General features: G+C 72.4%; 21 protein-coding genes. 14 read left to right on the forward strand and 7 right to left on the reverse strand.

Features of this window, described 5'->3' with window-relative positions; genetic code table 11:
* Nucleotides 1-75: 75 nt before the first annotated feature.
* Nucleotides 76-930, reverse strand: a complete 855-nt coding sequence (locus tag ABZX40_RS11785) for a class I SAM-dependent methyltransferase (protein WP_355732555.1) — start codon at nucleotides 928-930, stop codon at nucleotides 76-78.
* A complete protein-coding gene (locus ABZX40_RS11790; RefSeq protein WP_355732552.1) occupies nucleotides 927-2,345 on the reverse strand; it encodes a 4-hydroxyphenylacetate 3-hydroxylase N-terminal domain-containing protein in 1,419 nt (472 codons plus the stop codon). Before ABZX40_RS11790 ends, ABZX40_RS11785 begins: the two co-directional genes overlap by 4 nt.
* On the opposite strand from ABZX40_RS11790, the gene ABZX40_RS11795 reads away from it, so the two are divergent.
* From ABZX40_RS11795 to ABZX40_RS11825, 7 genes are all read left to right on the forward strand, one after another.
* On the forward strand, nucleotides 2,305-2,592 hold the full coding sequence (locus ABZX40_RS11795; RefSeq protein WP_355732727.1) for a Scr1 family TA system antitoxin-like transcriptional regulator: 288 nt from the start codon (nucleotides 2,305-2,307) through the stop codon (nucleotides 2,590-2,592). The two genes, ABZX40_RS11790 and ABZX40_RS11795, sit on opposite strands and share 41 nt — an antisense overlap.
* Nucleotides 2,589-2,789, forward strand: coding sequence for a DUF397 domain-containing protein (locus ABZX40_RS11800; RefSeq protein WP_355732549.1), 201 nt, complete (start codon nucleotides 2,589-2,591; stop codon nucleotides 2,787-2,789). Before ABZX40_RS11795 ends, ABZX40_RS11800 begins: the two co-directional genes overlap by 4 nt.
* A 76-nt stretch (nucleotides 2,790-2,865) precedes the next feature.
* Nucleotides 2,866-3,876, forward strand: a complete 1,011-nt coding sequence (locus ABZX40_RS11805; RefSeq protein ID WP_356162511.1) for an LLM class flavin-dependent oxidoreductase — start codon at nucleotides 2,866-2,868, stop codon at nucleotides 3,874-3,876.
* Nucleotides 3,877-4,042: 166 nt separating this feature from the next.
* Nucleotides 4,043-5,041: an ABC transporter substrate-binding protein gene (locus ABZX40_RS11810; RefSeq protein ID WP_355732546.1), complete on the forward strand. Its 999-nt coding sequence runs from the start codon at nucleotides 4,043-4,045 to the stop codon at nucleotides 5,039-5,041.
* 131 nt (nucleotides 5,042-5,172) lie between these two features.
* A complete protein-coding gene (locus ABZX40_RS11815; RefSeq protein ID WP_355732544.1) occupies nucleotides 5,173-6,225 on the forward strand; it encodes an iron chelate uptake ABC transporter family permease subunit in 1,053 nt (350 codons plus the stop codon).
* Nucleotides 6,218-7,243, forward strand: a complete 1,026-nt coding sequence (locus tag ABZX40_RS11820; protein WP_355732541.1) for an iron chelate uptake ABC transporter family permease subunit — start codon at nucleotides 6,218-6,220, stop codon at nucleotides 7,241-7,243. Before ABZX40_RS11815 ends, ABZX40_RS11820 begins: the two co-directional genes overlap by 8 nt.
* Complete coding sequence (locus ABZX40_RS11825) at nucleotides 7,240-7,998, forward strand: ATP-binding cassette domain-containing protein (RefSeq protein ID WP_355732538.1); 759 nt, start codon at nucleotides 7,240-7,242, stop codon at nucleotides 7,996-7,998. The genes ABZX40_RS11820 and ABZX40_RS11825 overlap by 4 nt, the downstream gene beginning before the upstream one ends.
* Nucleotides 7,999-8,211: 213 nt before the next feature.
* Here ABZX40_RS11825 and ABZX40_RS11830 read toward each other — a convergent pair whose 3' ends face one another.
* The 4 genes from ABZX40_RS11830 to ABZX40_RS11845 form a co-directional block, all read right to left on the reverse strand.
* Nucleotides 8,212-8,886 carry a response regulator transcription factor gene (locus ABZX40_RS11830; protein ID WP_355732535.1) on the reverse strand — a complete coding sequence of 225 codons (675 nt, stop codon included), beginning with the start codon at nucleotides 8,884-8,886 and terminating at the stop codon, nucleotides 8,212-8,214.
* Nucleotides 8,883-10,145, reverse strand: a complete 1,263-nt coding sequence (locus ABZX40_RS11835) for a histidine kinase (RefSeq protein ID WP_355732533.1) — start codon at nucleotides 10,143-10,145, stop codon at nucleotides 8,883-8,885. The genes ABZX40_RS11830 and ABZX40_RS11835 overlap by 4 nt, the downstream gene beginning before the upstream one ends.
* A 351-nt stretch (nucleotides 10,146-10,496) precedes the next feature.
* A complete protein-coding gene (locus tag ABZX40_RS11840; protein WP_355732530.1) occupies nucleotides 10,497-11,702 on the reverse strand; it encodes an acyltransferase in 1,206 nt (401 codons plus the stop codon).
* On the reverse strand, nucleotides 11,702-12,676 hold the full coding sequence (locus ABZX40_RS11845) for an alpha/beta hydrolase (protein ID WP_355732528.1): 975 nt from the start codon (nucleotides 12,674-12,676) through the stop codon (nucleotides 11,702-11,704). The genes ABZX40_RS11840 and ABZX40_RS11845 overlap by 1 nt, the downstream gene beginning before the upstream one ends.
* 368 nt (nucleotides 12,677-13,044) lie before the next feature.
* Between ABZX40_RS11845 and ABZX40_RS11850 the strand changes: the two genes are divergently transcribed.
* From ABZX40_RS11850 to ABZX40_RS11860, 3 genes are all read left to right on the forward strand, one after another.
* Entirely contained in the window at nucleotides 13,045-13,317 is a 273-nt protein-coding gene (locus ABZX40_RS11850; protein ID WP_355732525.1) for a hypothetical protein, read from the forward strand.
* Between the two features lie 435 nt (nucleotides 13,318-13,752).
* Complete coding sequence (locus tag ABZX40_RS11855) at nucleotides 13,753-14,871, forward strand: methyltransferase (protein ID WP_355732522.1); 1,119 nt, start codon at nucleotides 13,753-13,755, stop codon at nucleotides 14,869-14,871.
* A 691-nt stretch (nucleotides 14,872-15,562) separates the two neighbouring features.
* Nucleotides 15,563-16,003 (forward strand): hypothetical protein, encoded by a 441-nt coding sequence (locus ABZX40_RS11860; RefSeq protein WP_355732520.1) that lies wholly within the window; start codon nucleotides 15,563-15,565, stop codon nucleotides 16,001-16,003.
* A gap of 41 nt (nucleotides 16,004-16,044) precedes the next feature.
* Here ABZX40_RS11860 and ABZX40_RS11865 read toward each other — a convergent pair whose 3' ends face one another.
* Complete coding sequence (locus ABZX40_RS11865; RefSeq protein ID WP_355732517.1) at nucleotides 16,045-16,251, reverse strand: hypothetical protein; 207 nt, start codon at nucleotides 16,249-16,251, stop codon at nucleotides 16,045-16,047.
* A 448-nt stretch (nucleotides 16,252-16,699) separates the two neighbouring features.
* On the opposite strand from ABZX40_RS11865, the gene ABZX40_RS11870 reads away from it, so the two are divergent.
* From ABZX40_RS11870 to ABZX40_RS11885, 4 genes are all read left to right on the forward strand, one after another.
* The gene (locus tag ABZX40_RS11870; protein ID WP_355732514.1) at nucleotides 16,700-18,520 is read left to right on the forward strand and encodes a gamma-glutamyltransferase; all 1,821 of its coding nucleotides are present in this window, start codon (nucleotides 16,700-16,702) and stop codon (nucleotides 18,518-18,520) included.
* A gap of 131 nt (nucleotides 18,521-18,651) precedes the next feature.
* On the forward strand, nucleotides 18,652-19,503 hold the full coding sequence (locus ABZX40_RS11875) for an inositol monophosphatase family protein (RefSeq protein ID WP_355732511.1): 852 nt from the start codon (nucleotides 18,652-18,654) through the stop codon (nucleotides 19,501-19,503).
* Between the two features lie 229 nt (nucleotides 19,504-19,732).
* Nucleotides 19,733-21,139: an NAD(P)/FAD-dependent oxidoreductase gene (locus ABZX40_RS11880; RefSeq protein WP_355732722.1), complete on the forward strand. Its 1,407-nt coding sequence runs from the start codon at nucleotides 19,733-19,735 to the stop codon at nucleotides 21,137-21,139.
* The gene (locus ABZX40_RS11885) at nucleotides 21,136-21,651 is read left to right on the forward strand and encodes an O-acetyl-ADP-ribose deacetylase (RefSeq protein ID WP_355732508.1); all 516 of its coding nucleotides are present in this window, start codon (nucleotides 21,136-21,138) and stop codon (nucleotides 21,649-21,651) included. The genes ABZX40_RS11880 and ABZX40_RS11885 overlap by 4 nt, the downstream gene beginning before the upstream one ends.
* The last annotated feature ends 9 nt before the right edge of the window (nucleotides 21,652-21,660 follow it).

Here is a 21,660-nt window from a genome sequence, read left to right on the forward strand (position 1 = left end):
GGGGGGGGGGGGGGGGGGGGTGGGGGCGGGGGGGGGGTCTCGGGCGCCCCGCCCCCCCCCCCCCCACTTCTCAGCCTAGGGCGTGTCGTTGCGCGGGGTGAGTCTCCACAGCCGGACCGGCATCGCGCTCACCCGGCCCGACCGCCGCTGCCGCTCCCAGGCGGCCCGGCCGACCGCGCGGTAGAAGGCGGCGCGCTCGGGGGCGGGCAGGACGGCGGCGTAGTAGTCGCCGAAGGTCGCCGCGTGGAAGTGCTCGTACTGGGCGGCGTCCCGGACGGTGACCACCGCCTCCCGCTCCCAGTGCTCGGTGAGGTCGAAGAACTCCCCCAGGAGCAGGGCGAGTTCGGGGACCGGGCGGGTGCGGGTGGCGATCGGGAGGACTCCGTGATCGCCGAGCAGCCCCGGTACGGCGTCCCGTCGCACACCCAGTTCGGTCAGCGCGTCGCGGACGATGTCGTCCTCGCCGCCCAGGCCGTGGCGGTCCGCGACGGGGTGATAGGTCGTCAGGAGGAAGGAGCCGCCCGGCCGCAGCTGGGCCCGCACCCACTCCAGCACCCGGTGCTCCACCGGGTACAGCCAGTGCAGTACGGAGGTCATCGTCACCACGTCCGCGCGGTACGGCAGCGGGGCCGGGGCGGTGAGGTCGGCGCGGTGCAGCACCACCCGGGGTCCGGCCGGGCGCAGCCGCTCGGTGGCCTCGGCGATCCGGTGCTCGGAGCGCTCCAGGCCCACGGCCAGCCGCAGTGACGGCAGCCGGTCCAGGGCCTCCTGGAGCAACTGCCCTATGCCGCTGCCCAGATCGATCAGCACCTCGGGCGTGCCGGGCACCCGGTCCAGCACCCAGTCGCGGTCGTGGACCTGCCGCAGCCGGCTGGCGTCGTCGTAGCCACCGAGGATCCGGGCCTGGGCCTCGGTCCGGGAGAGGGTCACGGGCGGGTCTCCTCCGTCGTCGGGGCGGGCGCCGCGATCAGGGACTCCAGCCGGCCGCGCACCTCGCTCTGGTCGTAGCGCTTGAAGAGATTGATGCGGTTGCGGGCCAGGTCGCCGCGGTGGACGAGTTCGTACAGGTGCTGGCGCTGGCCGAAGGTGTCGCCGGTCAGTTCCCAGGCCAGGCGCAGCAGCCGGGACTTGCGTTCGGCGTCGATGCCCCGGCCGCGCATATAGCGGTCCAGGAGGGGCCGCAGCCGGGGGTGGGCGAGATCCTTCCCGGTGGGCTGCATCAGCAGCCCCGACGCCCCGATGCGGCGCAGCACGTCCACCGCCCCGTCCGCCACCTCCGCCGACCACACCCGGCTCGCCGCGGTGTCACCCGGCGCCAGCAGCCCGCCGTCGGTGACCTGGGCGCGGGCCTCGGCGGCGTCCAGGAACAGCTCGGTCAGCTCCGCGTACGAGGCGAGCCGCCCCAGGTCCTCCTGGATGTTGCGGAACCCGTCGACGCCGATGCTCTCCGCCACCAGCGTCGCCGTCGCCAGCAGGGTGCGCAGCCGCTCCCGGTAGCGGACATGGCCGATGTACGCCGACCAGGCGTTGATCCGGCCCAGCCCGACCCGGGCGAGGTCGGCGTCCCGCAGCAGGAACACCCGGTCCCAGGGCACCAGGACATCATCGAAGAACAGCATGGCGTCCTGCTCGTCGTAGCGCGCGCCGAGCGGATGCGCGTGCCCGAACGGCTCGGCGCCCAGCGGCTCCCGGCACAGCGTCACCAGCCCCGGGGTGTTCAGCGGCAGCGCGAACCACACCACGAACTGCTCCCCCCGGCGCTGCGCGAACGAGGCCGAGAGATAGACGAGGACCTCGTGCGCCATGGGCGCGAGGGTGGTCAGCTGTTTCGCGCCGCGCACCACGATCCCGTCGTCCCGCTCGGCCAGGACGCGCAGGGCGAGATCGGGGTCGTCGACCGGGTCGGCGGAGCGGTCGATCTGGGGATCGCCGAGCGCGTGGGAGAGCACCAGATCGTTGGTGGCGCAGTGCCGGTACCACGCCTCGGCGTTGGCGCCGAAGTCGGCGCGCACTTTCGCAAGCTGGTTGCGGAAGTCGTAGACGCCTACCGCGATCGACGCCATGAACGCGGGCGAGCGCCCGTGCTGACCCAGCGAGGCGGCGTGCCAGAACTCGGCGCTGCGCCGCTGGAGCCGCAGCTCCTCCAGGGTGCGCGGCGGCTGGTAGGCGCGGGCCAGCCGCAGCCCGGAGTCCGGGTCCTGGTAGGTGAGCAGCTCCCGGTGGTCCGGGTCGTGCTGGAGGTCGAGCAGCCCGGCGAGGGTGTCCACGGCGGGCCGGAACGCCGGGTGCCCGGCCGGGTCGGTGATGCGGGCGCCGTCTGAGGTGCGGTTGGAGGCAGAGCTCAACGTCGCTCTTCAGATAGTCCCCTTCGCTGCCGGTGAGCGTCGCCCGTTCCATCTGCCGGTTAACCTTCTGACCCTTGAGAACAGGTCGTTGGTCGCGTACACAGAGACGCACGTTCAGGGTCAAGTGCACCGGGACAGCGCTGAGACTCTGCCACTACTGGGGCTCTACCATCAGCTTCAGGCCGCATCGCTGTGCCAAGCGGACTCCGTGGCCATGATCGAACAGCTTCGAAAGGGTTCCCCGTGACGACCGGATCCCCTCGCTGGTTCAAGTCTTCGTACAGCGCCAACGGAGGCGAGTGTGTTGAAGCCGCCGCAAACCTCGTCACATCGCATGGTGTCGTGCCGGTCCGGGATGGCAAAAACCCGGGCGGCCCTGTGCTGAACGTGTCCATCCCCGCGTTCGCCGGACTGGTCGCCCTCGCCCGGTCCAGCAACATCTAATCGAACCGCGCTGCCCCCGAGCCCCGCCGTTTCCAATCCTCCGGAACGGTGGGGCTCGGGTACGTCATACAGCGAGATTCAGGGACAGCACGGCGCGGGTCCACGCGTCCGGGGCCCCCTCGGCGGGGGTGCGGTCTGTCAGGAAGACGCCCCACCGGCAACGGAGAACGAGGAGGACGGACTGGACAGCGCCCTGGTGGTGCAGTCCAGTTCCTGGCCGGACCCCTGGCTGGTGGCGGGCTGGGCGCTGGCCGCCACCAGCAGACTGCGGATCGCCGTCGCCCACCGCGTCGGCACCACCGCCCCCACGGTGTCCGCGCGCGCCCTGGCCACCCTGGACCGGCTCTCCGGCGGCCGGGCGGCGGCCCATGTCATCGTCGGCTCCAGCGACGCCGATGTGGCCCGCGACGGCGACACCCTCGGCAAGGCGGACCGCTACCGCCGCGCCGGGGAGTATCTGGAGATCTTCGGCCGGACCCTGCGCACCCAAGAGGACTTCGACCACGACGGCGAGTTCTACACCGTGCGCGGGGCCCGCTCCGGTCTGCTGCCCCGCCCCCGCGCCGAACTCCTCTCCTTCGGCGGCTCCTCGCCCGAGGGCGTCGAACTCGCCGCCCGGCACGCCGATGTGTACGCGGTGTCACCCGCCCCGCTGTCGGTGACCCGCCACCGCATCGCCCGCGCCCACACCGCCGCCGCGGCCCATGGCAGACGGCTGCGGATCTGGCGCCATGTCACGGTGGTCACCGCCCGCACGGACGAGGAGGCGGAGCGCCGCGCCCGGCAGTTGCGCGCCGAGACGCTCCGGCTGACGTCCGGGCCGGACGCGGCCCGCTACCGGGACGCCGTCCAACTGGACCGCGAACGCGACCGCGACCGCGCGCCCGACCTCACCGCCTATGTCTCCCGGGCCCTGGCCGGTGCCTACATCGGCTCCCTGGACACGGTCGCCGCCCGGATCGGGTCGCTGCGCACGGCCGGTGTCGACATCGTCCAACTGGACATGGCCCTGGAGACGGACGAGGACCGCGCGCTGCGCCGGGCGCTGGTCCAGCGCCTGCGGGCACCGGGCCGCCGGGGCTGGTGACCCGGGCCCGGATCCCTCCCCTCATGCCCGCTACGCATATCGCCACCCACAGGTGATTATCAGCCAGTACTTAGGTTAGGCTAACCATGTTTTTACGAACTCTTGGCCGTCCGGCCCTGTGCTGACGGCTGCCCTCTCCCGTTCCCGTTCCACAGGAGTCGTCCCCGTGCGCGCACACCGCTTCCGCAAGTCCATCGTCGTGACCGGTTCGGCCCTGTGCGCGGGACTGGTGCTGAGTGCCTGCGGCGGCGGGTCCGACGAGAAGGCGGAGCCGGCCGGCGGCGAGGGCGCGAAGACCGTCACGATCACCACCGCCAAGGGTGAGCTGGCGGTTCCCCTGAAGCCCGCCCGGGTGGCCGCGCTGGACAACACCTCCTTCGCCACCCTCAAGGCGTTCGGGGTGAAGCCGGTCGCGGTGCCCAAGGCGCTGCTGCCGAACGAGGGCTTCGAGGACTGGAAAAACGATTCCTCAATCCAGGATGTCGGCACCCACCGCGAGCCCCGCTTCGAGGCCCTCAACGCCGCCGAGCCGGATCTGATCATCGGCGGCTACCGCTTCACCGACCACCACGACAAGCTCTCCAAGATCGCGACGACCATCGACGTGGCCCCCTCCGACGAGGCCGAGGACGGCTATGTCAACGCGCTGCTGACCCAGACCGAGACCCTCGGCGCGGTCTTCGGCAAGGAGGCCGAGGCCAAGGAGATCACCGGCGCGCTGGACCAGGCCCGGACCGACGCCACCGCCGCCACCCAGGGCGAGAGCGTCTTCCTCGCCGTCGCCAGCGCGGGCAAGGTCGACAACGGCGCCAGCCGCATCGGCCGCCTCGCCGAGCCGCTGAACCTCAAGAACGTGCTCAGCGCCGAGGGCGAGGACAGCACCTCGGTCCACAACGACTCCGGCCTCGCGCCCGAGACGGTCGCCAAGCTGAACCCCGACTGGGTCATCATGCTCGACCGCGACGCCGCCGTGGGCACCGAGGACGGCTCCGAGGCCGTCGCCGCGAAGAAGATCGTGGACGGCATGGAAGCGTGGGACAAGACCACCTTCCGCACCAAGGACCAGGTCATCTACCTCGACGACGACTTCTACCTCTCCGAGGGCATCCAGGCGTACACCGCCGCGTTCACGCAGGTCACGACGGCGTTCGGCGCGGCCGGCTGATCCCCCGCCCGTGATGTCCGGCGCGGCCCCGCCCGTCCCGCACGGGCCGGGGCCGCGCCGTCCCGCCTAGGGGGTGTCCGACCCACGGATATCCGACAGACACCCCCAGCCCTCCCTCGCCCGGAAGCCCGATGAGCCGACCTCCCTCCCCACCCGCGCCGGACGCCCCCGCCGCCGCCCTCGCCCCCGCCGCCGCGCCGCCCGCCGCCGCGCCCGGCGTGCTGCGCCGCGCGGCCCTGCCGCTCGCCGCCCTCGTGGTCCTCGCCCTGATCGTGGTCTCGCTCTTCGTCGGTGGCTACGACATCGATCTGCGGGCCCTGTTCACCGACCCCGAGGCCCGGCGGATGTTCCTGATCTCCCGGGTGCCGCGCACCCTCGCGCTGGTCCTCGCCGCCGCCGCGATGGCGGTGTCCGGTGTCGTCCTCCAGATGCTGGTGCAGAACCGGTTCGTGGAGCCCACCACCACCGGCACCAGCGAGTGGGCGGCCCTGGGCGTGCTGCTGCTGACCCTGGTCGCACCGGCCGCCCCGCCGCTGGTGAAGATGGGCGCGGCCAGCGCCTTCGCGTTCGCCGGGGCGCTGGTGTTCCTGTTCGTACTGGGCCGGATCGCCCTCCGGTCGCAGGTCATCGTGCCGATCGTGGGCATCATGCTGGGCGCGCTGATCAGCTCGCTGACCCTCTACATCGCCTCCTCCACCAACCTCCTCCAGATGCTGGCGACCTGGCGCTCGGGCGGCTTCAGCTCGGTGGTGCGCGGCACCTACGAACCGCTGTGGCTGGTCGGCGCCATCGTCGTCGGGCTGTATCTGGCGGCCGACCGCTTCACCATCGCCGGACTCGGCCGGGACACCGCCATCAGCCTCGGACTGCCCTACCGGCGGATCCTGTTCACCGGGCTCGTCATGGTCGCCCTGGCCACCGGGGTGACCACGGTCGTCGTCGGGTTCATCCCCTTCCTCGGGCTGATCGTGCCGAACCTGGTCTCCATGGCGCGCGGTGACGACGTCCGCCGGAACCTGCCCTGGGTGGTGCTGTGCAGCGTCGCCCTGATGATCGTCTGCGATCTGGTCGGCCGGGTCGTCGTCTACCCGCTGGAGATCCCGGCGACGGTGGTGCTGGGCGCGGTGGGCGCGGTGGTGTTCGTGGTGATGATCCTGCGGCAGCGAGGGAAGGCACATGTCTGAGCGTCAGCCGAAGGTGCTGCTGCCCGCGGCCCACGAGGCCGGTGAGCAGGCACCCGCCCCCGCCACCGGCCTCCCCGTCCCCGCCCGCCTCGCCGTGGCCGCGCTCCTCGCCGCCGCCTCCGCCGGAGCGTTCCTCCTGCTCTTCATCGAGGGGTCGTTCGACTTCGCCATCGAGCGTCGGCTGACCATGTTCGGGACCATGGCCGTCGTGGCGTTCGCGCAGGCCACGGCGACGGTCGTGTTCCAGACCATCACCCACAACCGGCTGCTCACCCCGTCCATCATGGGCTTCGACGCCGTCTACATCCTGATGCAGACGCTGCTGGTCGCGGTCTTCGGCGGCAGCGTCCTCGCGGCCACCGACGGGGTGCCCAAGCTGATCACCCAGACCCTGCTGATGGCCGGGTTCACGGTCCTGCTGTTCAGCTGGCTGTTCTCCGGGCGGCGCGGCAGCCTGCATGTCCTGCTGCTGGTCGGGGTGGTGCTGGGGCTGGCCTTCCGCAGCCTCTCGGACTTTCTGCAACGCCTGCTGTCACCCGCCGAGTTCGACGTCCTGTCGGCCCGGCTCTTCGGACGGCTCAGCAGCGCCGAGGCCGAGCATCTGCCGCTGGCCGGGGGGGTCTGCCTGATCGTCGGCGCGGTGATCTGGCACCGCCGGCACCGGCTCGACACCCTGCTCCTCGGCCGGGACACCGCGACCAACCTCGGCATCGCCCACAAACGCGAACTGACCGTGCTGCTGCTCCTGATCGCGGTCCTGATCGCCATGTCCACCGCGCTCGCGGGCCCCATGACCTTCTTCGGATTCGTCACCGCGATGGTCGCCTACCAGCTCTCCGGCACCCACCGGCACGCGGTGGTGCTGCCGATGGCGTTCCTCATCGGGCTGATCACCCTGGCGGGCGGCCAGTTCGTGATGGAGCACGTCTTCTACGCCTCCGGCATGCTCACCGTCGTCATCGAGTTCCTCGGCGGGGCGGTCTTCCTCATCCATCTCCTCAGGAAGGGCACCCTGTGATCGAGTTCACCGACATCAGCAAGAGCTACGGCGACCACACCGTGCTCGGCCCCGTCTCCGGCCGGATCCCGGCGGGCGGGGTCACCTCCCTCGTCGGACCCAACGGCGCCGGGAAGTCCACCCTGCTGACCATCATCGGCCGCCTCGCCGAACCCACCTCGGGCACGGTCACCGTGGACGGCCTGGACATCCACCGGGCCAAGTCCCAGGAGGTCGCCCGCACCCTCTCCATCCTCCGCCAGGAGAACCACTTCACCGCCCGGGTGACGGTCCGCGAACTGGTCTCCTTCGGCCGCTTCCCGCACAGCCGCGGCCGGCTCACCCCCGAGTGCGTCGCGAAGATCGACGAGGCCCTCGGCTTCCTCCACCTCGGCGACCTCCAGCACCGCTACCTCGACCAGCTCTCCGGCGGCCAGCGCCAGCGCGCCTATGTGGCGATGGTGCTGGCCCAGGACACCCGGTACGTCCTGCTGGACGAACCCCTCAACAATCTCGACATGAAGCACTCCGTGCGGATGATGAGCCAACTGCGCCGCGCCGCCGACGAACTCGGCAAGACCGTCGTCCTCATCGTCCATGACATCAACTTCGCCGCGGCCTACTCCGACCGCGTCATCGCCCTGCGCGACGGCAAGGTGGCGGCCTCCGGCCCGATCGACGCCATGATGCGGGCCGAGGTCCTGAGCGATGTCTTCGACACGCCCGTGCGGATCCATGAGATCGAAGGCAGGCGGACGGCGGTGTATTACCGGTGATGGTCCGCTGCCGGTGACGGTCTACTGCCGGTGATGGTCCGCTGCCCGTGACGGTCCACTACTGGCGACGGTCCACGACCGGTGACGCGGGGCGGCGGCCGGGGCGGGAGTCACTGCCTGGGTGTCATCTGCCCAGGTGTCACCAGCCTGGTTGTCACCCAGCCCGGGTGCCACCAGCGCGGCTGTGACTGCCCGGCTGTCACTGCCCGGCCGTCACTGCCCCGGTGTCACCAGCCCCGACTCATAGGCGAACACCACCGCCTGGGCCCGGTCGCGCAGATCGAGTTTGGTCAGGACCCGGCTGACATGGGTCTTCACCGTCTGTTCGGCCAGGACCAGGGTCGCGGCGATCTCCGTGTTGGACTGACCCCGGGCCACCAGGGTCAGAACCTCCGTCTCCCGCTCCGTCAGCGCCGCCAGCCGCTGGACGGGCCTGCCCCGGGCGGGCGGGCGCTGACGGGCGAAGTCCGCGATGAGACGCCGGGTCACCGAGGGCGCGAGCAGCGCGTCGCCCGAGGCCACCACCCGGACCGCCGCGATCAGATCGGCCGGCGGCGCGTCCTTCAGCAGAAAGCCGCTCGCGCCCGCCCGCAGCGCCTCATAGACATAGTCGTCCACATCGAACGTGGTGAGCATCAGCACCCGGGGCCGGTGGGTCACCCCCGGCGGGGGTGACAGCAGGCGGCGCGCGGCCTCCAGGCCGTCCATCTCGGGCATCCGGACATCCATCAGGACGACATCCGGGTGGGTGCGCCGGCTCAGCTCGACGCCCTGAGCCCCGTCCGGGGCCTCACCCACCACGTCGATATCGCTCTGGGCGGCCAGCAGCGCGGCGAAGCCCGCCCGCACCATGGCCTGGTCGTCGACGATGATGACCCGCGTCGTCACGTGAAGTCCCTTCCGTCCAGGGGGAGTTGGGTGGGGAGTTGGGTGGGAAGTTGGGCGGCCACCCGGAATCCGCCGTCCGGCAGCGGCCCGGCGTCGATGGTCCCACCGGCCAGCCGCACCCGCTCCCGCATCCCCACCAGACCGTGCCCGGTGCCGCCCTCCTCCAGCGGCGCCACCGGCGGCTCGGGCGGCGGCCCGTTGACGACGAGGACGGTGAGCCGCCGCCCGCCCTCCGCCCCGGCCCCCTCGGTCACCGACACCCGCACAGAAGCCCCCGGCGCGTGCCGCACCACATTCGCCAGCGCCTCCTGCACGATCCGGTACGCCGACAGCCCCACCGCCTCCGGCACCTCCACCTGACAGGACGTGAAGTCCACCGGCACCCCCGCCCGCGCCGTCGCCTCCACCAACTGCCCGATCCGCGTCAGCCCCGGCTGCGGCGCCAGCTCACCGTGCGGGGTCTCCTCGTTCCGCAGCACACCGAGCAGCCGCCGCATCTCCCCGAGCGACTCCCGCGCGGTCGCCGCGATGGAGGTGAACTCCTCCCGCACCTCGGGCGTCAGCCCGTCGAGCCGGTACGCCGCGGTGTCCGCCTGCACGGTGATGACCGACATATGGTGCGCCACCACATCGTGCAGCTCGCGCGCGATCCGGGCCCGCTCCTCCAGCAGCGTCCGCCGCCCCCGCTCCGCCTCACTGATCGTCTCCTGCTCGGCCAGCCTGCGCTGCGCCTCGTACCGCTCGCGCAGCGCGCCGCCGAGGACCAGGGCGACCCCGCCGAGGATGGTCAGCAGCACCCCGTTGCCACCCGTGCCGCTGGGCCGGAAGAACTCCAGGACGATATTGGCCCCGGCCGTCGCCAGCCACACCGTCACCAGCGTCCGGCGCGGCGCGCGCAGTCCCAGCGCCAGGCAGAGACCGACATACCCGACGATCACCGTCGGCGGGAACGGCCACAGGCGCTGCGCCGGGAAGTCCACGGTGAGCAGGACGAGCCCACCCGCCACATCCGCCGCGAAGATCACGTACCAGGCGTGCAGCGGGCGTACGACGGCCAGCAGCAGCGGTGCGGTCTGGGCGACGGCGAGGGCGGCGGCGAGGCTGCCGCTCAGCCCGTAGTCGACGGTGAGCACCCGGATGGTGGTGGGCAGCAGCGACACGCTCAGCGCGAACGCCACGACCCAGGGCAGCAGCCGTACCCACCGCCGCGAGGCCCCGGCGAGCAGCGCGCGCGGCGGCTCGTTCGGCACGGGGATCATGGGCACCACCTTATGCGCGGCCGGACGGTCTCCCCGGCGACGCCCTCGCGCACGCGGGAGCGAGGGCACTGTGCGGGTGTCCCCGAGGCCCTCGAACGTGATCCCCTCGCCCACGGCGATGCCCCGGGACCCGGTCGGCGAGGACCGGGCCGAGCACGAGCCCACCCCCGGACGGCACGCAGCAGGGCCGCGAACCCACGGCCCGGCTCCGTGGGAGGGGACTCGGGGGCGGCGGCGTGCTCGCGGTCCGAGGACATGGGGCGCTCCTGGTTTCGAGGGGTGGGGCGGCGTGTGACGTGGGTACAGGGGGCGGCGTGGGCGTGACTGCCCAGGCGCGGTGGATGTGACCCCTCACGCGGCCAGCGCGAAGTACGCGAAGCCCGCCGCCAGCAGGCCCGCGGCGACGCGGCGCGCGGGGCCGGTGCGGTCCCACGGGGTCTCCAGGGGCCGGGCGAACCGTGCGATCAGCACCAGCAGCCCGGCGAACACCGGCATCCAGGCGAGCCGGGCCAGGATCCAGCCGGCCGAGTCGGGCGCGGTGGTGAGACCGGGGACCTCACCCAGGTACGCGGCGGGCACTGCGGCGGCGAGCATCGCGGTCTGGTGCCAGCACAGGATCGTCATCGCCGACAGATTGACGATCACCACCGGCGCCCATACGGCGGGCCGCCGCAGCAGCCGGATCAGCCGGTCGCGCAGCAGGATCGCCGCACCGGACTGGGCCGCCGCCAGCGCCAGCACCAGCAGGGACGGCGGGTGAGAGTTGGTCCGGGACACCCCGGGCACGCCCACCATGGACGCCGGGTAGTGGAAGGCCAGCAGCAGCGCGGCGAACAGCGCCGTACCGCCCGCGCACAGCAGCCAGGCCGCCCGGCGCCCCAGCCGCCCGTCCGCCCAGGACACCCCCAGCTGATAGGCGAACATCCACCCCGGCAGCAGATTGACCAGACTCACCCACGACGGCACCGACTCCGCGAACGGCCCGTAGCGCAGGAGGTCGACCACCGCGACCGTGCCGAGCAGCGGCGCCGCCGCCCACACCCCGAGCCGCCGCGAGGCGCGGACACAGTACGGGGTGAGGGCCGTGATCACGGCGTAGATCCCGACGAACCACAGCGGCTGGACGACCAGTGTCGACGCGGTGCGCAGGGTGGCCGTCGGCACCCCGAGCCCGTAGTGGAGCACGGGCAGCAGCAGCGCCCAGACGGCGGTGACCCCGAGGACCGGCCGCCCCAGCCGGGCGAGCCGCCCGGTCACCCACTCCCGCACCGAGCCCTTGCGGCGCCGGTAGGAGAGATACGAGGAGTAGCCGCCGACGAGGAAGAAGATGCCCAGCAGCTGGAGGACCCAGCTGACCGGCGCGAACCCGCCGAACGTGGTGAGCGGACTGGCGTTGTGCAGTCCGCCGCCGGGATCCAGGGTGAAGCCGCCGAGCAGCCAGTGCCCGGTCGGGACGGCGAGGAGCGCGAGCGCCCGCAGCCCGTCGACGGCACGGTCCCGGTGGGCGGGGGTGCGGGCCTCGATCCTGGCGGCGAGTCCCGCCGTGGCGGTACGCATCACAGGGCTCCGTCCGCGATGGCCGCGAAGGCGGTGAGGGTGGCGGTGCCGGGGGTGAAGTAGGCGTCGTGCGCGGGCACGTCGTCGGCGGCCAGCACGGTCGCGCCGAAGGAGGCCGAGGTGGGGTCGGCGCCATGACCGAGGCCCAGGATCTCGACATGGGGGACGTGGTCGATCCAGTCGTCCTCCGACTTCGCCGCCCAGACATGGGCGTCGGTGCCGAGCGCGGTGACATCGTCGGCGCGCATCCCGGGCGAGCCCATGACGACGATGTCGCCCGCGTCGGTGCCGGAGGCGGCGAGACCGCAGACCACCGAGCCGTAGCTGTGGCAGAAGAGGGCGGGGTCGGGGAGCCCGGCCGCGTCCAGTCCCGCGGTGAACCGGGTGAGGCGCTCGGCACCGGCTTCGGCGAGCCGGCCGGTGGCCAGGTCGGGGCCGATACCGGAGGGGGTGGTGTACCCGGCCCAGGCGATGACGGCCGTGTCGTCGCCGGCCGCCGCCTGGAGATCCTCCGCCCAGCGGGAGGTACGGCCGATGGTCGAGAGGTCGATGTCCGCGCCGGGCACGATCACCGACACATGCGTGGCGTGCTCCAGATCCCCGACGACCCGAGCGATCAGCCCCCGTCCGCGCGGGTCGTACGCCAGGACCTGGTCCCCGGCGGGGGAGTTGGCCTCGTACCGCAGGGGTACGGGTACGCCGTCGAGGTTGCCGACCACGGTGGGGTGCTCCTCGACCAGCCGCCGCCGCTCGGCACCGGTCAGCCCGGCGAAGAACGCCGCCACCTCGGCCGGGGTGGCGGTGCCGGGGTCCGGCAGGTCCTCGCCGAGCGAGTCGTCCGCCAGCCAGGCGGCGGTGCCGGGCGGCGACCCGTTCGGCGCGTCCACACCACTCGCCGAGGCCCAGCCCGCCGTGGTACCGACCAGCAGCGCGGTCAGCGCGGCGGTGGTCAGGGTCTTCCTGAAGCGGCGCATCCGTCGTCCCCCTTGGTTGTGTCGTCTGTCGTCCGTCGTCGGTCCGTGCCGTCTCGGCCGCGGTGACCGGGAGGAAGGTAGGAAGACGGAAGGGGGCGTGACGTCATACCGGGGAGCCGAGTCGGGAGTGATACCGGGGTAGGGGGTGGATGAGGGGCGGGGGAGTGGCGGGCGTCCGCCCGTGTCGTCCCGTCCTGCCGATGACCTGGCCCGGCATCCTGACCGCGACACTGGTCGCCGGGCTCCAGGCGTGTGCAACGAGTTCCTGCTCGCCGTCACCGTCATCGAGAGCACCGACGAGATGCCGGTCTCCACAGCCGTCTTCGGCAGGGTTCCTCACGCCTACCGGACCGCCCAGGCCGCGCACGGTGCTCGCCATCCCCGTTCCCTCCGACACCATCGCCCCGCTCGCCGTCCGTCTCGTCTCCAGTCCCGTACAGGTGGGTCGGCTGCTGGCGCAGAAGAACCTCGCGGCCCTTGAGCCCGAGCTGGCCGCCGCGCTGTCCTGGCCCGGCGACCGGCTGTCACCCCCAGGGCGCCGCACCGATGCCCTCGCCACTGCGCAGGAGGCCGTGTGGATCCACCACCGCCTCGCAGCAGGCGCCCCGCCGCATTCGAACCCGTTCTCGCACGGTCACTGACCACCCTCGGTGCTCAACTGTCGGCAGTGGGACGCCGGGCCGAGGCCCTGGCCACGACCGAAAGAGCTGACCGTGGCCGAAGAGGCGATGGGGATCCGGTGCCGGCTCGCGGGAATCCGGGCGCCCCGCATACCCGAAATCTGCCGGTCGCCCCGCATACCCGAAATCCGCCGGACGGCACGCTTCCGCAATCCGCCGGACGGCACGCTCCTGTCCCGCACATTCCGGATCCCCGCGCCCTGACAGGGCCGCACGGCATACACGGAGGCGCCGGACGCGGCCCTGCCCGGCCGGCTACCGGTCCGTACAGATTCGGGAAGCCGCCCACAGCGAGGACGCGGCGTGGCCCATTCTTGAGCAACACACGGCCATCACGTCCACACCGGTGCCGACCGAACCCGACGCCACGAGCCCTCCACGGAAGGGAGTTCCGCCATGACAGCCGAGCCCTCCGCCGCGCCCTTCGGCGCCGACCCGGACGGCAAGCGGTCCGCGGCGCTACTCATCGACCTCGCCGAGAGCTATCTCTTCCCGGCCGCCCTGCGGGCCGCAGCCGCGACCGGGGTCGCCGACCATCTCGCCGACGGCCCCCGGGACGTCGCCGCACTGGCCGTTGCGACCGGCAGCGACCCGAACAGCCTCTACCGGGTACTGCGACTGCTCGCGACGCGCGGCCTCTTCGACGAGGCCGAACACGGCACCTTCCGCCTGACCGTGGCCGGGGACGCGCTGCGCCGCGACGCCCCGGCCTCCGTGCGCGCCGCGATCCTGATGATCACCGGGCCGGAGATGTGGTTGCCGGCCGGGGAGCTGACCCGGTGCGTCATCGACGGCGGGTCGGTGTTCGAGTCCCTCTTCGGAAAGCCGTTCTTCGCGCACTTCGAGCAGCACCCCGAGACCACCGCCCTCTTCGACGACGGCATGGCCGACGTCTCCCGTGCCGAGGACGGCCCCTCCATCGCGGCGTGCTCGTTCGCGCCCGGCATCACGGTGGTGGACGTCGGCGGTGGTCAGGGCGGTCTGCTGCGCGAAATCCTCACGGCCCACCCGAGCGTGCGCGGGGTGCTCTTCGACCGGCCGCACGTCCTGCCCGGCCACCGGCTCGACATCCCCGCGACGACCGGCCGGTGGGAACTGGCGGAGGGTGACTTCTTCGAGTCCGTGCCCCCGGGCGCCGACACATATGTGATCAAGCGCATCCTGCACGACTGGGAGGACGAGCAGTGCGTCACGATCCTGCGCAACTGCCGGGAGGCGATGGCACCGGGTGGCCGGGTCCTCGTCGTGGACTCGGTGCTGCCGACCGGCAACACCCCCCACCAGGGCAAGGGCCTCGACCTGATGATGATGGCCTCGCTCGTCGGACGGGAACGGACCGAGGCCGAGTTCGAAGCGCTCTTCCGCGCGGCAGGGCTGCACCTCACACGTGTGATCCCCACGGAGACGGTCCCCTCGGTCGTCGAGGGCGTCGCGGCCGACGGCCGACCCGGCGCCGACCCGACCGTTCCCGGGCCCATGACCCGTCCCGGATGGTCAGGGACGGCAGACCGCTGACGGTCCGGTTGCCGGACGGCCGACCACCAGGCCCGCGGATGGCCCCGTTGTGTAGGGACACTCCGGAGGCGCGAGGAGGCCGCCCTGACCCAGGCACGGCCCCCACAGACGCAACTCGACTCACATGCGCATGGCGTGACGAATCGATCAATGCCAGCCTCCACTGAAGTCGGAAGTCGGCCCCTTGCTGAGGACACGACAGCGAAGAGAACTCGCGCAGGGGCAAGAACTGTCGCCTTCTCGGCTCTCGCGGTCGCGCAGCCGCAGTACTTGCCCTGCCCGCACCGGCCTCGGCGGAGCCGGGGTGGCAAGTAGTAGGCAAGTCAACCTTCATTGAGTACAGCCCCGGCCTGCGGCTTTCCGATTCGGCTCCTTCCGGTGGGAACAACTTCCAAGCTTGCATCACCACGGCGTACACCGGCACCGCCCATGCCGGACCCCATGCCTGACTCGCTGCTCGCTCCGCCTTCTCGCTGTCCCGCAATGCCTTCTGCCGCCGCCCACCTGCCTCATCGGAGGCCGAGTTCGGTCAGCACCTCTTGGGTGTTGCGGAGCCGGATCTCGATCGTCTGCCGTACGCGGCTCAGGTCCGCCGGAACCCTTCACCGGCCTCCACGACGCGCCCCTGGTCATCCTGCTGGCCAACCCAGGCGTCAGCGACGCAGACCCGGCCGCCTACGCCCGGCCCGGCGTGACCGAGCGAACCCTGCAACACATCGCGAACGCCGGCGGGACCCCCAACCACTTCCTGACGCACCCCGACAAGGACCATCCAGGACTGCGGTGGTGGTCCCGGGCCCTGAACGACCTGACGAAGCTGGGGCACAGTCACGACGAACTCGCCCGGCAGATCCTTGCCGTGCAGTTCCACGGCTACCATTCGCGATCGTGGCGGCCGATCCCGTACACACTGCCCTCCCAGGCCTTCGCCTTCCACCTGGTGCGCCGCGCCATGTCCCGTGACGCGGTGATCGTCCTCGGGCGCATCGCGGCCAGCTGGAAGGTCGCCGTGCCGGAGCTGGCGTCGTATCCGCATGTGGTGACGCCGAATCAGAACCGGAGCGTGCAGATCAGCCGGGGCAATTTCAGCCCTGACAACTTCGAGCGGATCGAGCAAGCCCTCAAGAGCTGAGCAGGCACGGCGATGCGGTGCGCGCCCAGCGGGAAGGGCGGTCAGAGGCCGACACGCGCTTCGGCCGGCTTCAGGTCCGCCGCCCGCGTCTCCCCGCATGCCTGCGGGTGCCTCTGATCCATCTCCTCAAGCCGTACCGGCGACTTGGACAGAGCCGTGGTCGCCTTCAGGTCCAGTTCGGCGTCGAACTCGTACGGCTTTTGCGAACCGATCGGTGCCGGTCGCGGCGACGACCTCACATGCGCCATCGCCGCGATCTTTCCGGGCCGGGTCCCACTCTCCGTCCTCGCCGGTCACTTGGCTCTCCAGCACCTCCATCTGGGTCAGCCGTGTCTGATTGCGTGGCCGGCCGTGCCGTTCCAGCAGGTCGTACAGCTTTGCCGCGCCCATGCTCGCGGCGATGCCGAGGGCGCTCCGGTGCCGCAACGTGAGGGTGGCAAAGGCTCATGCATCACCGAGATCTGGTCGGGGCACTCGTCGCCGACGATCACCCTCGATCACTACGCCCACTATGCCCACTGCGCCCACTGCGCCCCCTTCGTGCCCGAGGCGGGGGAGAAGGGCCGCAAAGTGATCGATAGCCTGCTGGGGGAAGAGGGGGAGTCCGCTGACGCAAACTCCCCAGGTTCTCCCCAGGAGCCCGGCCGGGCGCCAGTCATCAGGGCCGATGAGGCCAAAACGCGAGGTGAGAGGCCCATGTTCACCACCCGACCCACCCTCCAAGGCACCTTCGGCATGGCATCCTCCACCCACTGGCTGGCCTCGCAGACGGCGATGGCCGTGCTGGAGGACGGCGGGAACGCCTACGACGCCGCCGTGGCGGGCGCCTTCGTGCTGCATGTCGTCGAGCCCCATCTCAACGGGCCCGCCGGCGAGGTGCCGATCCTGCTCGCCCCGGCCGGTGGCGAGGTCCAGGTGCTGTGCGGCCAGGGCGTCGCCCCCGCCGGTGCCTCCGCCACCCACTACCGCTCCCTCGGCCTCGACCTCGTCCCCGGCACCGGCCCGCTCGCCGCCGCCGTCCCCGGCGCCTTCGACGCCTGGCTGCTCCTGCTGCGCGACCACGGCACCCGCACCCTCCCCGAGGTCCTCAAGTACGCCATCGGCTACGCCGAGCACGGTCACCCCCCGGTGGAGAACCTCGCCGCGACCGTGGAGTCGGTACGGGAACTGTTCGAGACCGAGTGGACCTCCTCCGCCGAGATCTATCTGCCGGGCGGACGCTCCCCCCGCCCCGGTGAGCTGTTCCGCAACCCCGCCCTCGCCGCCACCTGGCGACGCCTCCTCGCCGAGACGGAGACCTCCGACGCCACCGGCCGCGAGGCACGCATCGACGCCGCCCGCGAGATCTGGCGCTCCGGATTCATCGCCGAGGCCCTGGTACGGCAGTCCGCGCGCCCCACCCTGGACAGCAGCGGCGACCACCACACCGGCACCCTCACCGCCGCCGACCTCGCCACCTGGTCCGCCCACTACGAGGCGCCGGTCACCCTCGACTGGAACGGCTGGACCCTCTGCAAGGCCGGCCCCTGGAGCCAGGGCCCCGCCCTGCTCCAGCAACTCGCCCTCCTCCCCGCCGAACTCCCCGCGTACGGCTCCGCCGACTACGTCCATCTCCTGATCGAGGGCGCCAAGCTCGCCTTCGCCGACCGTGAGGCGTGGTACGGCGACGCGGCCGAGGTGCCGCTCGCCGCACTGCTCTCCGAGCGGTACAACGCCCACCGCCGCACCCTGGTGGGCGACAAGGCGTCGTACGAACTGCGGCCCGGCAGCCCCGACGGGCGTCCGCCCCTGCTGAGCGCTGCGGCCGGGAGGACCCGGGACGGCGACGGGCCGGGCTTCGACCCGATGGGGGTGGGGGAGCCCACCGTGGCCGTCCCCGCCGGTGAACCGGCCGTCGCCCCCGACGGACTCACCCGGGGCGACACCTGCCACCTCGATGTCGTCGACCGCTGGGGCAACATGGTCGCCGCCACCCCCAGCGGCGGCTGGCTCCAGTCCAACCCCGTCGTCCCCGAGCTGGGCTTCCCCCTGGGTACGCGGTTGCAGATGACCTGGCTGGACGAGGGCCTGCCCAACACCCTGACGCCCGGCCGCCGCCCCCGCACCACCCTCACCCCCTCCCTCGCCCTGCGCGACGGCGTCCCGGTGCTGGCCTTCGGCACACCCGGCGGCGACCAGCAGGACCAGTGGCAGCTGCACTTCTTCCTCGCCGTCGCCCTGCGCTCCCCGGTCCGCGGCGGACTCGATCTGCAAGGCGCCGTCGACGCCCCGAACTGGCACAACGACGCCTTCCCCAGCTCCTTCTACCCGCGCGGCACCCGCCCCGGCAGCGTCACCGTCGAGTCCCGGATGCCGGACGAGGTCGTCGCCGAGCTGCGCCGCCGGGGGCACGACGTCACCGTGGGCCCCGCCTGGTCGGAGGGCCGGCTGTGCGCGGTGGCCCGCGATCCCCGCACGGGCGTGCTCTCGGCGGCGGCCAATCCACGGGGGATGCAGGGGTACGCGGTGGGCCGCTGAGGGAGGGGAGGAATTTATGGGCTTGTGTCATAACTTGCCCATATATGGTCGTTATCGTGTGTTCATCCGGTTTCCATCCCGCGGGCACCATCCGGGCGGGGATTGTCAGTGGTGCGTGTTCTCATGGGGGCATGAACGCCATCTCGGAAACCATCGACGAGTTTCTCGCACGGCATGCCGGTGACGTGGCGGACGCGGTCCGCAAGGCCGCCGAGGCCGAGATCCTGCCCCGCTTCCGCCGGCTCGCCGACCACGAGGTCGACCAGAAGAGCGGCCCGCACGACCTGGTGACCGACGCCGACCGCAACGCGGAGCTGTTCCTCACCCAGGCCCTCGCCGATCTGCTGCCCGGCTCGGTCGTCGTCGGCGAGGAGGCGGTGCACGCCGACCCCGCGTCCTACGAAGCGATACGCGCCGACGCCCCGGTGTGGATCGTCGACCCGGTCGACGGCACCCGCCAGTTCGTCCACGGCGAAGACGGCTTCTGCTCCCTGGTCGCCCTCGCTCTCGGCGGCGTCCTCCTCGCGTCCTGGACCTACGCCCCGGCCCGCGACCAGCTCGCCACGGCGATCCGGGGCCGGGGCGCCCACCTCGACGGGGAGCGGCTGCTCGCCGGTTCCCCCGAACCCGGCCGTGACCTCCGGGTCGCCACCTCCCACCCCGACTACACCACCGACGCCCAGAAGCGCGAGCTGGCGCCGCTGTGGACCGACGGGGTGGCGCCGCGCGCCTGCGGTTCGGCCGGTCTGGAGTATCTCGCCGTCGCCCGGGGCGAATCGGATGCCGTCGCCTTCTCCTGGGAGGCGGCCTGGGACCACGCGGCCGGACTGCTGCTGGTCGAGGAGGCGGGCGGCGCCCACCTCACCCACACCGGCGAGCCCTTCCGCATCACGGGCGGCAACGCCCTCCCCTTCACGGCCGCCCGCGACCGGGCGACGGCGGAACGGATCGCAGCACTGCTGTCGGGCGGGCCCGCCGTCTGAGGGGGGCGCCGTCTGACTGGGGCGCCGGGAGGACCGTCACGGGCGGCGCCACAGGAGGCCCCCAGCTTGACGGCGCCACCGAAGGCCCGCCCCCTCACAGTGGCACCGCCACACCACCGCACCACCGCACCACCCCTCACCCACCCCCACCCCCACCCACCCCCCGTCCCCCGACATATCCTGATCCCGAGTGGCCATCGGCTGACGAAGGAGTCCGAAGGTGCCGTCAATGCTCGACGCGGTCGTGGTAGGAGCGGGGCCGAACGGGCTGACCGCTGCCGTGGAGCTGGCCCGCCGCGGCTTCTCCGTGGCCGTCTTCGAGGCCGCGGACACCGTGGGCGGCGGCGCCCGCACCGAGGAGCTGACCCTCCCCGGATTCCGCCACGACCCCTGTTCCGCGGCCCACCCGCTCGGGGTCAACTCCCCGGCGTTCCGCGCCCTGCCCCTGGAGCGGCACGGACTGACCTGGCTGCACCCCGAGCTGCCCATGGCCCACCCCTTCCCCGACGGCGGCGCCGCCGTGCTGGCCCGCTCGGTCGCCGAGACCGCCGCGTCCTTCGGCCCGCGCGACGCGGGGGCGTACCGCAGACTGATCGCCCCGTTCCTCCCCCACTGGGACACCCTCGTCCAGGACTTCATGTCCCTGCCGCGCACCGCGCTGCCCCGCGACCCGGTCACCCTCGCCCGCTTCGGCCTCGCCGGACTGCCCCCGTCCACCTGGCTGACCCGCCGCTTCCACGACGAGCGCGCCAAGACCCTCTTCAGCGGACTCGTCGCCCATGTCATGGCCCCGCTGAGCGGCTTCGCCACCGGCGCCGTCGGCCTGGTCTTCGCCCTCGCCGCGCACGCCCGGGGCTGGCCGGTGGCCCAGGGCGGCTCCCAGTCCATCTCCGACGCCCTCACCTCGTATCTCATCGAGTGCGGCGGCACCGTGCACACCGGTTTCGAGGTGAAGCGGCTGGACGATCTGCCGCCCGCCCGCGCCTATGTCTTCGACACCTCACCCACCGCGCTGGCCCGCATCGCCGGCTTCGGCTCCGCCTACGACGGCTACCGCTACGGCCCCGGAGTCTTCAAGGTCGACTACGCGCTGGACGGCCCGGTGCCCTGGACCGCGCCCGAGGCCAGGATCGCCGGAACCGTGCAGATCGGCGCGGACTCCGCCGAGATCGGCACCGCGCTACGGGCCGTGTCCCGCGAGGGCCGGGCACCCGACCGCCCCTTCCTGATCACCGTGCAGCCCGGCGTCGTCGATCCCACCCGCGCCCCCGACGGCAAACAGGTCTTCTGGGCGTACGGCCATGTGCCCCACGGCTACACCGGTGACCTCACCGATGCCATCGAACGCCAGCTGGAGCGGTTCGCCCCCGGCTTCCGGGACCGGATCCTGGCCCGAGCCACCGCCGGCCCCCCCGAACTGGCCGCCCGCAACGCCAACTACGTCGGCGGCGACATCGCCTCCGGCGCCACCTCGGGCCTCCAGCTTCTGCTCCGCCCCAGACTCACCCTCGCCCCCTACCGGACACCCCACCCCGCCGTCTTCATCTGCTCGTCGGCCACCCCGCCCGGCCCCGGCGTCCACGGGATGTCCGGGCACAACGCGGCGAAAGCCGTCTGGAGGCGACTGCGCGCATGACCACGCTGACCCTCGTGCGGGGCGACATCACCGAGCAGTCCGTCGACGCGATCGTCAACGCCGCCAACTCCTCCCTGCTCGGCGGCGGCGGCGTGGACGGCGCCATCCACCGCCGGGGCGGACCGGCCATCCTCGCCGAGTGCCGGGCCCTGCGCGCCTCCCGGTACGGCAAGGGCCTGCCCACCGGCCGGGCCGTCGCCACCACCGCCGGACTGCTGGACGCCCGATGGGTCATCCACACCGTCGGCCCCGTCCACAGCACCACCGAGGACCGCTCCGAGCTGCTCGCCTCCTGCTACCGCGCGTCACTGCGGGTCGCCGACGACCTGGGCGCCCGGACGATCGCCTTCCCCGCGATCTCCACCGGTGTCTACGGCTGGCCGCTGGCGGACGGCGCCCGCATCGCGGTGGAGACGGTCCGCGCGACCGCCACCGCCGCCACCGAGGTCAGATTCGTGGTCTTCGACGACCGCGCCCACGACGCGTTCGCCCCCCACTTCGGCCGAACCTGAACGAGGCCC

The sequence above is a fragment of the Streptomyces sp. NPDC004610 genome (assembly GCF_040609715.1).
GTDB lineage: Bacteria > Actinomycetota > Actinomycetes > Streptomycetales > Streptomycetaceae > Streptomyces.

Excerpts from the sequence above, each read along its gene's own strand:
- ABZX40_RS11795 (WP_355732727.1), top strand. The coding sequence starts at position 2,305 with ATGCGGGCGCCGTCTGAGGTGCGGTTGGAGGCAGAGCTCAACGTCGCT.
- ABZX40_RS11815 (WP_355732544.1), top strand. The coding sequence starts at position 5,173 with ATGAGCCGACCTCCCTCCCCACCCGCGCCGGACGCCCCCGCCGCCGCC.
- ABZX40_RS11820 (WP_355732541.1), top strand. The coding sequence starts at position 6,218 with ATGTCTGAGCGTCAGCCGAAGGTGCTGCTGCCCGCGGCCCACGAGGCC.
- ABZX40_RS11835 (WP_355732533.1), bottom strand. The coding sequence starts at position 10,145 with ATGATCCCCGTGCCGAACGAGCCGCCGCGCGCGCTGCTCGCCGGGGCC.
- ABZX40_RS11840 (WP_355732530.1), bottom strand. The coding sequence starts at position 11,702 with ATGCGTACCGCCACGGCGGGACTCGCCGCCAGGATCGAGGCCCGCACC.
- ABZX40_RS11845 (WP_355732528.1), bottom strand. The coding sequence starts at position 12,676 with ATGCGCCGCTTCAGGAAGACCCTGACCACCGCCGCGCTGACCGCGCTG.
- ABZX40_RS11855 (WP_355732522.1), top strand. The coding sequence starts at position 13,753 with ATGACAGCCGAGCCCTCCGCCGCGCCCTTCGGCGCCGACCCGGACGGC.
- ABZX40_RS11865 (WP_355732517.1), bottom strand. The coding sequence starts at position 16,251 with ATGGCGCATGTGAGGTCGTCGCCGCGACCGGCACCGATCGGTTCGCAA.
- ABZX40_RS11870 (WP_355732514.1), top strand. The coding sequence starts at position 16,700 with ATGTTCACCACCCGACCCACCCTCCAAGGCACCTTCGGCATGGCATCC.
- ABZX40_RS11875 (WP_355732511.1), top strand. The coding sequence starts at position 18,652 with ATGAACGCCATCTCGGAAACCATCGACGAGTTTCTCGCACGGCATGCC.
- ABZX40_RS11880 (WP_355732722.1), top strand. The coding sequence starts at position 19,733 with ATGCTCGACGCGGTCGTGGTAGGAGCGGGGCCGAACGGGCTGACCGCT.
- ABZX40_RS11885 (WP_355732508.1), top strand. The coding sequence starts at position 21,136 with ATGACCACGCTGACCCTCGTGCGGGGCGACATCACCGAGCAGTCCGTC.